This window comes from Sphingobacterium zeae, from assembly GCF_030818895.1.
Taxonomy (GTDB): Bacteria; Bacteroidota; Bacteroidia; order Sphingobacteriales; family Sphingobacteriaceae; genus Sphingobacterium; species Sphingobacterium zeae.
Map to the genome: position 1 here is coordinate 1615017 of NZ_JAUTBA010000001.1, position 12686 is coordinate 1627702.

Genomic DNA, 12686 nt, shown 5'->3' on the forward strand with positions numbered 1-12686 from the left:
AATAAACTTAGATAAATTTGCATTTAAATGCAATTGTAAAGCTAGAGAAGGAATACAAATTTATGGATTTGCCACCTGTCTTAAGCCTTAAGGATTGTATTGCATGATTTTGTCCCAGGTGAAAAGCCTGTTGGGGTACAATAGGTGGAAACAGGGATTAATGTTTATTTAATCCCTGTTTTAATCTACTAGTCAATGACAAAAGCTTGCGCTTGTAAATGATTCCAAAAATCAGGATATGATTTTTCTACAACTTGAGGTTCAGCGATCTTAATCTGGTCAAAAACTAATGCCAGTGGTGCGAACGCCATCGCCATGCGGTGATCTTCGTAAGTATCGAAGGTGACCTCTTCAGGCTGATATACCCGTGCTGTTTTCAGGTGGTAGGTATCGCCATCTTCAATCAGCTCGGCTCCAAATTTCGCAATTTCGTTCTGTAGTGCCGCAATACGGTCAGTCTCTTTGATTTTTAAAGTTTCCAAGCCCGTAAACGATACATCGCGTTTTAACGCAGCCGCGACAACAACCACAGTTTGTGCGAGATCGGGACATTCTTTAAAGTTGAATAAGCTTAGGTCCGAATCGATTACCTTTTTATTTAAATGTAATCCGTCCGATTCAAAGCTCGATTGTACACCAAAATGCTCCATAATGCCTATAATCGCAATATCACCCTGTAAGCTATTTTTTCTTAATCCGGGTAATACAATCGATGCGTTCGCATCTGCCAGTGCGACGATAGCGTACCAATAGGAAGCAGCGCTCCAATCTGGTTCGACATATATTGTTTGTTTATCAAATGTCTGCGGCGCAATTTTAATCGCGTTGCTCGTCCATTCATGTTCAATCCCTACACTTTTTAGCATATCCAACGTCATGGATACGTAAGGTCTGGAGGTCAATTCACCCTCAATCTCTAAAGTGAGCCCTTTTTTTAATGCCGGTGCAATTAATAATAGCGCTGATATATATTGGCTGCTGATATCTCCCTTAATCTTAACGCGGTCTTTTCCTTGAAACAGCCCGCCCTCAATCTTCAAAGGAGGGTATCCGACTTTCTTTTCATAGTGGATGTCAGCGCCAATTTCTTTCATGGCATCAACCAATATACCTATAGGACGCTGTTGCATGCGCTCAGTCCCTGTCAGAATAAAATTGCCTTTAACAAGGTTAAGGTAAGCCGTTAAGAATCGCATGGCCGTTCCTGCGGGACCGATGTCAATCGTGTTGAATCCGGGTTTCGGATCTGAAGCAATTTGTAGCACACGGTTTAAAGTTACCGTATCTGCAGCTTCAGAAAGGTTGGCTATTTCAACTTGTCCTTTGCTTAATGATTGGATGATAAGAGCACGGTTGCTCTCAGATTTTGAACCTGTGAGTTGAACCGTACCCTGTATTTTTTTTGAAGGATGCGTCAGCGTGATGACTTGTTGATTCATTATGCTTCTGCTGTTGGTTGTTCCTGAGTGTTCATGACCACATTTTGTTTGCGGATAGATTCGTTGTGAATTAATTCGAGGAATTTTGTCGAAAATTCACTTCCCAAAGAAAGCGCCTCTGCTAATTTGGTGCGTTTTTGAACAATCTCGTCCCAGCGGTTAACTTGTAAGATAGTGACATTGTTGTCCCTTTTGTATTCTCCAATTTTCTCGGCAATTTTCATACGTTCCCCAATTTTTTGGATAATCAAATCATCTAATTTGTCGATGTTGCTACGCAACTCAGCTAATTTGTCTTCGAATGAAGGATTGTCGGACGCCGCCTTACGTAAAGTTAAGTGATCGATCAAATCAGCTAATGCAGCAGGAGTAACCTGTTGTTTAGCATCAGTCCATGCAACAGATGGGTCTATATGCGATTCGATAATTAATCCTTGCATATCCATATCCATTGCCTTTTGTGCGATATACGGTAGCAATTCGCGGTTTCCACAGATGTGACTTGGATCGTTGATGATTGGTAAAGTAGGGCAGGCAGTTTTTAATTGGATTGCTAAATCCCACATCGGTTCATTACGAAATGCGGTTTTTTCGTACGAAGAGAATCCTCTATGGATAGCACCCAATTTTTTAATACCAGCACGATTGATACGTTCCAGTGCACCAATCCATAAAGATAAATCTGGATTTACCGGATTTTTAACGAATACTGGAATATCTACACCTTGTAACGCGTCAGCAATTTCCTGGACGGTAAATGGATTCGCTGTTGAACGTGCACCTACCCATAACACATCCACACCGGCAGCTAACGCTTCTTCCACGTGTTTCGCTGTAGCAACTTCAGTCGCTGTTAATAGACCAGTCTCTTCTTTTGCTCTTTTTAGCCATTCTAAGCCAATTGAACCAATACCTTCAAATTCTCCAGGACGAGTGCGTGGTTTCCAGATGCCGGCGCGTAAAATATTTACTTTTCCTGTATTTGCCAACAAATGTGCTGTTGATACCAATTGCTCTTCTGTTTCAGCACTACACGGGCCTGCAATGATTAAAGGTTTGTCTCCTGTGTCCAACCAAGATTTTAAAGGAGTGATGTCTAATGTATTTTTCATGTTAAGTTTGATTATCTATGTTATCTAAGCTATTGTTAATTATAGTTTTTCGTTTTTGACATATTCGCCCATAATATTGAAATTGATACTATGTTTGAGAACTTTTCGGATAGCTGCTTCGTAGTCCGTCTGCTTTTTCCATTCCACGTCGACGAAAAAGTCATACTCATTGCGCTTCCCAATGACGGGCATCGACTGAATTTTGCTCAAATTGATATTTTGGTCTGCAAAACATTGTAAAATGGTTGCTAGAGATCCAACCGTATTACCTGTTTGGAAAGATAATGATGCTTTGTTTGCATTTTTATGTTCTATTACCTCATTGGATAATACCAAAAAGCGTGTAGCATTCTTTTTATTGGTTTCGATTCTCTTTTCTAGAATTTCAAGACCGTAAACCTCGGCGGCCAGTGTGCCTGCTATGGCAGCCGTGTCAGTTAGTTTACGCTCAGCAATCATTTTTGCAGTTGCCGCAGTGTCAGAACCCTCCGTTATACGTACTCCTTCCAGCTCTGAAAGAAATTCTTCACATTGGCGAATAGCAATCGGATGGGATTCGATATGTTTAATATCTCTTAATTTCACTCCAGGCAATACCATGAGATTCTGTTGAATGTTAAGGTAAACTTCACCAGTAATATGAAACTTGTAATCTCTTAGCAAATTATAATTTGGTAAGAGGCTTCCGGCAATGGAATTTTCGATCGCCATAACGATATAGTCAACTTTTCTCTGCTTCAGCAATTCACAAGTTTTCTTAAACGAATCACATTCGACAATTTCAACTTCTCTTCCGAAAAATTTAAATGCAGCTTCTTCATGAAATGATGCCTTTGCGCCTTGTATTGCAATTTTTAAACTCATTATTTTTTTGTTTGCTGTTTTGTCTCCAAACAAAAAGAGTCCCGATTATTCGAACCGGGACTCTTTTGTTTGTGTTCTTATGACTTATACACAATCTAATCCCGGCTCTTATGGTTAAAATAAAAGAAGCTAAAATAGAAATATGTATATGTTTTGTTCATCCTGATATTGTTTGATATTTCAAATGTACGAATGTTTTTTATATATCAAAAGAAAAAATAAATTTTATTCCATTTTTACCTCTATATTATTGTGTTTTTTTAAGCCTTTTAAAGTCTTGTTTTTAATCATTTTTATGACATTATTTGTTGATTGTAATTTTACTATATTATTGATTTTTAATATTTTATTCGTTTTTTTTAGTTTTTTTTAAGCTTTTTTTATTGATTTTATCGTTTAATATTTGATATAAATTATATGTTTTTTATTATGTTTTTTTTGTTTAAAAAAATGTGTTTTTAGCGCTAATATTTACAATTTTTTATTCTTTTTTTGCGAAGAAGCAGCTCATATCCATTGGTTAATTTCTCGGTTGTATATCAAGCGAATTTATTTTTATGGAATAAATAGGTATTGAAGGTATGGGTACGCCAATATTTCAATTTGATTAAGGGTGAATATATTGCGATATTGATATTTAAGCTAAGAGAGCACGATCGGTATGGAAGATTTATTCCTTATGTGTATCTTGGGGGAAAATTTAACAATCGGGATTAGTCGGACAGGGCTATCTAGTATCTTACACATTAACACAGCATATGCTGTGTGCATATTTATTTTTGAAATTGGAATATCAGCTCGTTCGGGCGAAAACATGGACGCTGGAAATAAATAGATTTTGAATAATGATTTTTGTCTTATTAAGTGTTATTTGTAGTGTAACTGTAGCGGTTTTATTGAAATTGGGACGACAAAATGGAGCCGAAACCAAACAAGTTATTGTTTGGAATTACCCTATGGCCGTTGCACTGACCTATTACGTGCTGAAACCTGACTTAAAATCGCTAGCGCGGGACTATATGCCGGTTACTTTGTATACATCCCTTGCGGTACTCCTCCCGGGAATGTTTGTTTTCATTGCGTTATCCATTCGGCACAGTGGTTTGGTCAAGACAGAAGTCGCACAGCGTTTGTCGTTATTTATACCACTTTTGGCTTCTTTTTTCTTGTTTCATGAAAAAATGCAAAGCCTTAAAATGCTTGGAATAGTGGTTGGTTTATTGGCAATTTTATGTTCGATTGGTTGGCAGAGAAATAAGAATAGTAGATTAGCAACAGATAGCCGTCATAAAGCATTTTATCCCTTGCTGGTATTCATTGGTATGGGTATCATTGATATTCTTTTTAAGCAAGTCGCGCTACATGTCAGTATACCGTATATCAGCTCCATGTTTATTATCTTTGTAATGGCGATGTTTATTGCAACGTTATTGTTGCTCTATTTTCTTTTCGTGGAAAAGCAAAATTTTTCGAAAAAAGCGGTGGGATATGGACTGGTTTTGGGAGTATTCAATTTTTGTAATATTCTATTTTATATGAAAGCACATCGGGCTTTGCCGGAAAACCCATCTGTTGTATTTACGGGTATGAACATCGGTGTGATTTCCTTGGGCGCTTTAATTGGCGTCTTATTTTTTAAAGAAAGGCTATCGCTATTAAATTATCTTGGTATAGCGCTTTCTATTGTTTCAGTTTTAATCATAGCATATCTATGAGTTTATTTGAAGATACTTATCGGACTATTGATGCAAAATATGAAGGGATTTTTAGGGATAAGGGCAGTAAGTTTATTGCCTACACCTTTCCTTTTAAATCCGAAGACCAATTAAAAGAGTTGCTCTTGGAAGTGAAAGCAATTCATCCCAAAGCGAGACATCATTGTTGGGCTTATCGTCTAACACCAGACCGAGCTGTCTTTCGAGTGAATGATGATGGCGAACCTTCGGGAACTGCAGGACGCCCTATTTTAAATGTGCTATTGTCTATGGATGTCACCAACATTATCGTAATTGTTGTACGGTATTTTGGAGGTACATTGTTGGGGGTGCCAGGTTTGATTAATGCCTACAAGTCGGCCACCCAAGACGCTTTGAACCAAGCAGAAATCATCGAGCGTACTGTGAATGACCATTATGGTATTTCCTTCGATTACCTCCATATGAATGATATTATGCGGATAATTAAGGAAGAGTGCGTCGAAGTTGAAAAACAGGAATTTGATAATCAGTGTTATTTGGAGTTTGAAGTTCGAAAAATGCAGGTCAATCGAATTGTTGATCGCTTCGCTAAAATTGAGGGCTGTCAGTTAACTTATTTATACACGCTATGATTAACGAATCGGAATTAGTTTTGAACGCAGATGGCAGTGTTTACCATCTGAATTTGTTGCCAGAAGACCTGGCCAATACCGTAATTACCGTAGGCGATCCAGACCGCGTGGCGAAAGTTTCGGCACACTTTGATCGCATTGAACTTAAAAAAGGAAAGCGCGAATTTATTACACATACCGGATATTTGGGGAATAAACGGCTAACCGTAATATCCACTGGTATAGGTACGGATAATATAGACATCGTATTGAATGAACTGGATGCGCTTGCAAATATTGATTTTGCTAGTAGAACCGTGAAGTCCGTGTTGACCTCGCTGGATATAATACGCATTGGAACTTCAGGGGCTGTACAACAAGATGTTGAAATGGGAACTATTTTGGCCTCTTCTTACGGTATAGGTCTTGATGCCTTGATGAACTATTATAAGGCTGCTTATGACGATGAAGAGAAAGGGATTCAGGCGGAATTAGGTAGGCATTTTTCAGCGTTGAACTTGCAACCTTATGTTGCCAAAGGCAGTAAGAGCCTTCAGGAGCAGATCGCTTTTGACCTACCCAAGGGGATCACATTAACTGCACCGGGTTTTTACGCACCCCAGGGGCGACATTTGAGGGCAAATAATAGCATTCCTAATTTTGTGAGTTTAGTCAATTCTTTTCAATATAAAGCGCTACGCTTAACTAACCTGGAGATGGAAACTGCTGGTATTTACGCATTGGCCAAAATGTTTGGACATCAAGCTTTATCCATCAATGCTATTTTGGCAAATAGGGTAGATGGTCATTTTTCTTCCACGCCCGAACAAGTTGTCGACAAGGCTATACAGCTCGTTTTAGCGCGCATTTAATTTTTTTGGAGAACAACTTGTGTAATAGCCGCTTCGCGGCTGCTGCAATAAAAGAGTGGATGTCGTCTACGACATCCAAATAGAAAAGGAATTGTCTTAAACAATTCCTTTTCTATTTGAATCAAATTTAAGCATGATGAAAAGCAAAATCGTGAAACTCCACAAAGAAGAGCCCCCGTAGCTGATAAAAGGTAGTGGTATCCCGATAACGGGTACAATACCTATTGTCATGCCGATATTAATAAACAAGTGAAAAAATAGAATGGAGGCTACACCATATGCATAGATCCTGGCGAAGGCCGAGCGCTGTCGTTCGGCAATGTGAATAATGCGTAACAGTAGCGTGAGATAGATCAGTAATAAGGTAACCGATCCGACAAAGCCCCATTCCTCTCCAACCGTGCAGAAAATAAAATCTGTACTTTGCTCAGGTACGAAATTATATTTTGTCTGGGTTCCCTGTAAATAACCTTTTCCCAAAAGCTGTCCCGATCCAATTGCAATTTTAGACTGATTCAAATTATAGCCCTTTCCCTTAGGATCTTCCATTTTCCCTAAAATGATGTCAATACGATCACGTTGATGCGATTGTAAGACATGGTCATACACGAGGTCTACACAGAGAATAAATACTGCACATGCCGCAAAAAGTATACTGAGATTAATAATGTATTTTCTTCTCTTGCGGTAGTTCCACATCACAAGGCCAATGAGTAGTGCCAAAACCAAAATAAGTATCCATGGATTGACCAATAGAGCAAGGACGAAAAGCAAAATGCAGAGACCTCCAAATATCAGAAGCTCATTATTCACATAGCCCTCCCGGTAGAATACAAAAATCAACGAAAAGAATGCGAGGGCAGATCCAGTATCGGGTTGTAACATCACCAAAAATACAGGGAATAAAACAATACCGGCTCCCATAGCCAAAGTCTGCATCGTTGGAGCCTTATTGCTTTGAGAACTTAAAAAGTTAGCCAGCAACAGGCAGGTCGAAAGTTTCGCAAACTCCGACGGCTGTAAGCGGAAAAAACCGAGGTCGATCCAGGCCTGATTTCCACCAACATTTCGTCCGACGACCAACACGATCACAAGCAGTACAGCAGTTATACCGTAAAATATTGGTGATGCCGAGCTGAAAAATTTAGCATCTATGATCAAAATGGATACCCCCAAGATAATAGCGGAAACAAGATATAAAGACTGTTTTCCATAATTCGTACCCAACGTAAAGAAATTGGGCAGTTCGGGGTTAAAAACAGCAGCACGGATATTGAATAAGCCAATTAAGCATAGCGCAAGCCAAAGGGTTATTGTCAGCCAGTCTATCTTCCCAAAGAAACTAGTTTTTTGATTATTCATATCTTCTCTTTATCTCGCTATGGTGAACAATTGTTTCTTTTGGTTTCGTCACAGCGGCCAGTTGCCGTTTAGATTTTAACGTGTCCGTTTTGGATTTGACTGAGTCTGTTTTTTTTACATCCTTAGTAGCCTTTGGATCCACCACTTTTTTAGGCGCAGGAAGAAAATTTGCATTATAGATGCGATCCTGGATATACTTAGGAGCAGTGATGGTGTCTTTGAGGTATTTCTCGACCATCATACTGGCAATAGGTCCTGCCCATGTTCCACCGTAACCTGCATTTTCAACAAAGACAGCAATAGCGATTTTAGGATTATCCCGCGGCGCAAAAGCAAAGAAAACAGCGTGGTTTTCCCCATGCGGGTTCTGAGCCGTACCTGTTTTACCACACATTTCGATACCCGGAATACGATTGGACCAAGCTGTTCCCTCAGGTGTATTGACAGCATCGCTCATGCCCTGAATAACTACAGGATAGTATTTTTCATCAACACCGGCACTGATTTTTTCCGTAAATTCCTTCTTGGCAATTTTCTTTTCTCCAATTCCTTTAATCAAATGCGGTCTGTAGTAAAACCCTTTATTAGCAACGATAGCCATGATATTGGCCATTTGCAATGGCGTTATTCCCATTTCCCCTTGCCCGATGGATAAGGAAATGTTAAAACTTGAACGCCATTTATCGTTACCGTATCGTTTGGTATAAAAATCTGATGTCGGCAATAAACCTGGTTTCTCCCCGGGTAGATCAATGCCCAGTTTATGGCCTATCCCAAACTGGGTTACTGCGTTGCGCCATAAATCATAAGCTTTAGGTCCCGAAAGGCCACGTCCATCAATCATTTTGGCATATGTAAAACCATAATAAGTATTGCATGATACGGCTACCGATCGCTGTAAAGTAGTCGATCCATGATAGTGCGTACAGCCCATCCATCCACGTCCACCGCCATAACTGTACCCATGCGGGCAGAAGAATACCGTATTACGATCAATCACACCCGCCTGTTGCGCTGTCAATGCAGATACCACCTTAAATACAGATCCTGGCGGGTAAGAAGCTTGAATAGGACGGTTAAACAGCGGTTTCGTTTCATCCTTCAATAATTTCATATAATTATTGCCCGATTGTCGTCCCACCATCATGTTTGGATTATAGCTTGGACTACTTACATAGGCCAAGATTTCACCTGTTGCTGGCTCGATAGCAACAATGGATCCCAATTTATTTTTCATCAGGTTTTCCCCTAGAATTTGAAGGTCTTTATCCAAAGAAGAAACCAGTCCTTCCCCTGCAACAGCTAGTGTGTCGTATTTGCCTTCCATAAATACACCCTTGGGGCGGTTTAGTGCATCGACCATCAAATTATTAACACCGCGTTTCCCACGAATGAGGTCTTCATAGGAGCGCTCTATACCGCTGCGGCCAATATAGTCACCACTTCGGTAAAATCCATTGGAGCGTTCAATATCCTTGTCGTTTACCTCACTGACATAACCCAAAAACTGAGCCGCTATGCTATCGGGATAACTTCTGATTGTTCTCTTCTGCACATAGAAACCCCGAAATTGATATTGATACTCCTGATATTGGGCCCATGTCCGTACAGAAAGCTGTTTTTCAAAAATAGATGCACGATAAGGTGAGTGTATTCTAGCCTTTTCCATCCGTTTGATAAAACCTTCTTTATCAATATCTATCAATTTACAAAACAGTGCCGTATCAATTTCTTTCACTTCACGAGGGGTGACCATAAGGTCATATACTGGTTCGTTCTGAACCAGCACCTTTCCTTTTCGATCCAGTATAACCCCTCTCGCAGGGTAGACAATGACCTTGCGCATCACATTACTGTTGGCAGAATGTATGTACGAATCGTCTATGATCTGCAAATAAAATAAGCGGGCCATCAGTGTCAGTGTGATGGCGATAAAGATTCCGGAAACGACGTACTTGCGCGCAAAAAAACTGTTCATAGAAATGAATTTCTATCCATCGATCTACTATAACCGATCTTTCTTTTTGTAGAATAATATGCTAAATAATAGCATGATAATTACTGTAAATATACAACTTAAAACGATACTCAATAAGGTGTATTGGATGTGTTGGAAGGAAAAAGATTCCAATAAATACAAAAATGTATGATGAATCAATGTTCCGAAGAAGATATAAGAAAAGAACCAACGGATGTTCATGAATCCCAACATGGGGGTGAAAAAAGATTCGCGTTCTTCCACTTCGAGGGTAATTTTCATGAAGAAAATACGGAAAGCAGCTAATGCAACACAGGCCGCAGTATTGACCCCTAAAGTATCATAAAAAGAATCTACGGTGAGCCCAGTTAGAAATGCGATCAAATAGACCAGAAAATTAGGCGTTCCCGTTGGAAGCAAAAAAACAAATAAAATATAAGGAAATGCTGCGACAAGATTGTAGTAACCAATGTTTTGAAATAGGAAAACTTGCATGCCTATCAACACGATAAATCGAATAATATTAAATATTAAAATCCTAGCCATTGTCCTTTGTCGATTCTTCTAGTGTTTTTAATTCGTTATTTAACAGGTCTTTTACAACATACACATGCTGTAAGTTGGAAAAGTTGGTACTTAACAATATCCTAAGATCTAAAAAGGCATCTCCGGAGGAGATACCCGTCTGAATAACAGTTCCAACAAAAATCCCTTTTGGAAAGTGGCCCGAATATCCCGAGGTATATACTTTGTCTCCCTTGTTGACTTTAATGTGATTTGGGATTTCCTTGACCATTGCCGCGCGATAGTCCATGCTATTTCCCCATATCAACGAACCAAACACTTCAGTATGACCGAGCGTAACCGATATTCTCGTGTCAGGATGCAACAAGGATTGAACCGTCGAGAAATGAGGTGATACATTTAAGACAATACCTACTACGCCATTGGGGGCGATCACACCCATTCCGCGCTCGATACCATCCTTACTCCCTTTATCAAGTGTAATTGTATTTGCTTTTTGGTGAATGCTGTTGTTGATGACATTCGCAATAATAAATTCATAACGCCCAAATTCGCTGCTATCAATAGCCGGTACAGCACCAATGTTGATGCTGTCCGTCGACCGATAGGCCTGTAAGTCCTTTCTCAATTGCGCGTTTTCTCTTGCGAGCGCATCGTTAGTTTCATCGAGGTGAAGATAGCTTTTCCAGGAATTGACTTTTGCATAAAGGCCTCCGATGATACTATTCGAAGAATTTAAGACCGAATTACGTTGGAAAGAATTATTGGTGATGACCAAAAATAAAGAGAATCCAAAAAAGAGGATAAACCAAAAGAATGCATTATATCGTCTTAGGAATAACCAAAGGTTTCTCATTTTTTAATGTGGGTATTTAATAAGCAAGCGATATAATAGTTTTGCATATTATATCGCTCTTTAATAAAATATTGTTATTAATTATCGAACGGTTAGGATTGCATCAAAAATTTAAATCGTCCGATATTTTTAAGTGCGATACCAGTTCCTCTTACGACAGCGCGTAATGGATCTTCAGCAATGTGCACTGGAAGTTTAGTCTTAGCTTGTATACGACGATCCAGACCGCGTAATAAAGCACCACCGCCAGTCAGGTAAATACCTGTTTGATAAATATCTGCTGATAATTCTGGGGGGGTAATTTCTAAAGCTTTTAAGATCGCCTCTTCAATTTTTGAGATGGATTTATCCAGACAATGGGCTATTTCGGTATAAGAAACAGTGATTTGTTTAGGAACACCAGTCATCAAATCACGCCCTTGAACAGCAAAATCTGCGGGTGGTTCCTGCAATTCCGGAAGAGCAGCACCCACTTCAATTTTTATTTTTTCAGCCGTACGTTCACCGATCATGATGTTATGTTGTCGTCTGATGTATTGAACGATATCGGAGTCAAAGTTATCACCCGCAACGCGAATAGACTGGTCACATACGATACCCGACAAAGCAATGACTGCTATTTCGGTAGTACCACCACCGATATCGATAATCATATTACCCATCGGTTCTTCCACATCAATCCCTATACCTACAGCAGCGGCCATGGGCTCGTGAATCAAATAGACTTCCTTAGCACCAGCAATTTCAGCGGAGTCGCGTACTGCTCTTTTTTCCACCTCTGTAATACCAGAAGGAATACAAACAACCATACGAAGCGAAGGGAAAAACCAACTTTTGCCATTGTTTACTAATTTTACCATTCCTCTGATCAAATGCTCAGCAGCCGTAAAATCAGCAATTACGCCATCACGTAAAGGACGTACTGTCTTTATATTGTCGTGTGTTTTACCCTCCATTTGCATGGCTTGGCGGCCAATGGCGATCACTTTATTTGTGGTGCGGTCAAATGCAACAATAGAAGGTTCATCCACTACTACTTTGTCATTATGAATTATTAGGGTATTTGCAGTACCCAAGTCAATCGCAACTTCTTGCGTAAACCAATTAAATAAGCCCATCTGCTAATCCTTAAGCTATTTTAAAATAATATGCAAACCTACCAAAAAAAATTAATCTTTTTGAGGTTATACATTAAAAAAAAAGATATTATGAAAGTAAATTCTATCAGGAAAAAACTGTCCTTAAATTTAACGCATATAATCTGTAAATGTTACGTGCTAAGCGAAGTTATTTTAAATTGGATACCCCTGAAAGAAGCATAAAATACGTTTTTTGAAATCATTGGCTGTTAAAACAAAGGGTTCAATAAC

The 12686-nt window shown here is 39.3% G+C and carries 11 protein-coding genes; 3 read left to right on the top strand and 8 right to left on the bottom strand.

Going from position 1 to position 12686, the window contains the following annotated elements:
- Positions 1-188 precede the first annotated feature (188 nt).
- From aroA to QE382_RS06750, 3 genes are read right to left on the bottom strand one after another with little or no spacing between them, the layout of a single operon-like run.
- On the bottom strand, positions 189-1439 hold the full coding sequence (aroA, locus tag QE382_RS06740; protein ID WP_307185219.1) for a 3-phosphoshikimate 1-carboxyvinyltransferase: 1251 nt from the start codon (positions 1437-1439) through the stop codon (positions 189-191).
- Positions 1439-2551 carry a chorismate mutase gene (locus QE382_RS06745; protein WP_307185220.1) on the bottom strand — a complete coding sequence of 371 codons (1113 nt, stop codon included), beginning with the start codon at positions 2549-2551 and terminating at the stop codon, positions 1439-1441. Before QE382_RS06745 ends, aroA begins: the two co-directional genes overlap by 1 nt.
- Positions 2552-2590: 39 nt before the next feature.
- Positions 2591-3415 (bottom strand): prephenate dehydratase, encoded by an 825-nt coding sequence (locus tag QE382_RS06750; RefSeq protein ID WP_307185221.1) that lies wholly within the window; start codon positions 3413-3415, stop codon positions 2591-2593.
- A gap of 845 nt (positions 3416-4260) precedes the next feature.
- On the opposite strand from QE382_RS06750, the gene QE382_RS06755 reads away from it, so the two are divergent.
- Genes QE382_RS06755 through QE382_RS06765 form a run of 3 tightly spaced genes read left to right on the top strand, consistent with a single transcriptional unit; the run spans position 4261 to position 6595 of the window.
- Positions 4261-5130: an EamA family transporter gene (locus tag QE382_RS06755; RefSeq protein ID WP_307185222.1), complete on the top strand. Its 870-nt coding sequence runs from the start codon at positions 4261-4263 to the stop codon at positions 5128-5130.
- Positions 5127-5744, top strand: a complete 618-nt coding sequence (locus QE382_RS06760; protein WP_307185223.1) for an IMPACT family protein — start codon at positions 5127-5129, stop codon at positions 5742-5744. The genes QE382_RS06755 and QE382_RS06760 overlap by 4 nt, the downstream gene beginning before the upstream one ends.
- On the top strand, positions 5741-6595 hold the full coding sequence (locus QE382_RS06765; protein ID WP_307185224.1) for a nucleoside phosphorylase: 855 nt from the start codon (positions 5741-5743) through the stop codon (positions 6593-6595). Before QE382_RS06760 ends, QE382_RS06765 begins: the two co-directional genes overlap by 4 nt.
- A gap of 96 nt (positions 6596-6691) precedes the next feature.
- Here the strand turns inward: QE382_RS06765 and rodA are convergent, their stop codons facing one another.
- The 5 genes from rodA to QE382_RS06790 all read right to left on the bottom strand — a co-directional run bounded on the left by rodA (position 6692) and on the right by QE382_RS06790 (position 12434).
- Positions 6692-7957 carry a rod shape-determining protein RodA gene (rodA, locus tag QE382_RS06770; protein ID WP_209578797.1) on the bottom strand — a complete coding sequence of 422 codons (1266 nt, stop codon included), beginning with the start codon at positions 7955-7957 and terminating at the stop codon, positions 6692-6694.
- Positions 7950-9935, bottom strand: coding sequence for a penicillin-binding protein 2 (gene mrdA / locus QE382_RS06775; RefSeq protein WP_307185225.1), 1986 nt, complete (start codon positions 9933-9935; stop codon positions 7950-7952). Before mrdA ends, rodA begins: the two co-directional genes overlap by 8 nt.
- A 27-nt stretch (positions 9936-9962) precedes the next feature.
- Positions 9963-10481 (bottom strand): rod shape-determining protein MreD, encoded by a 519-nt coding sequence (locus QE382_RS06780; RefSeq protein WP_209578795.1) that lies wholly within the window; start codon positions 10479-10481, stop codon positions 9963-9965.
- Complete coding sequence (gene mreC, locus QE382_RS06785) at positions 10474-11316, bottom strand: rod shape-determining protein MreC (protein ID WP_307185226.1); 843 nt, start codon at positions 11314-11316, stop codon at positions 10474-10476. The genes QE382_RS06780 and mreC overlap by 8 nt, the downstream gene beginning before the upstream one ends.
- 92 nt (positions 11317-11408) lie before the next feature.
- Positions 11409-12434 carry a rod shape-determining protein gene (locus QE382_RS06790; protein WP_046671815.1) on the bottom strand — a complete coding sequence of 342 codons (1026 nt, stop codon included), beginning with the start codon at positions 12432-12434 and terminating at the stop codon, positions 11409-11411.
- Between the last annotated feature and the right edge of the window lie 252 nt (positions 12435-12686).

Bases quoted from the DNA above. Each gene is read 5' to 3' on its own strand.
- aroA (WP_307185219.1), bottom strand. From the start codon at position 1,439: ATGAATCAACAAGTCATCACGCTGACGCATCCTTCAAAAAAAATACAG.
- QE382_RS06745 (WP_307185220.1), bottom strand. From the start codon at position 2,551: ATGAAAAATACATTAGACATCACTCCTTTAAAATCTTGGTTGGACACA.
- QE382_RS06750 (WP_307185221.1), bottom strand. From the start codon at position 3,415: ATGAGTTTAAAAATTGCAATACAAGGCGCAAAGGCATCATTTCATGAA.
- QE382_RS06755 (WP_307185222.1), top strand. From the start codon at position 4,261: ATGATTTTTGTCTTATTAAGTGTTATTTGTAGTGTAACTGTAGCGGTT.
- QE382_RS06760 (WP_307185223.1), top strand. From the start codon at position 5,127: ATGAGTTTATTTGAAGATACTTATCGGACTATTGATGCAAAATATGAA.
- QE382_RS06765 (WP_307185224.1), top strand. From the start codon at position 5,741: ATGATTAACGAATCGGAATTAGTTTTGAACGCAGATGGCAGTGTTTAC.
- rodA (WP_209578797.1), bottom strand. From the start codon at position 7,957: ATGAATAATCAAAAAACTAGTTTCTTTGGGAAGATAGACTGGCTGACA.
- mrdA (WP_307185225.1), bottom strand. From the start codon at position 9,935: ATGAACAGTTTTTTTGCGCGCAAGTACGTCGTTTCCGGAATCTTTATC.
- QE382_RS06780 (WP_209578795.1), bottom strand. From the start codon at position 10,481: ATGGCTAGGATTTTAATATTTAATATTATTCGATTTATCGTGTTGATA.
- mreC (WP_307185226.1), bottom strand. From the start codon at position 11,316: ATGAGAAACCTTTGGTTATTCCTAAGACGATATAATGCATTCTTTTGG.
- QE382_RS06790 (WP_046671815.1), bottom strand. From the start codon at position 12,434: ATGGGCTTATTTAATTGGTTTACGCAAGAAGTTGCGATTGACTTGGGT.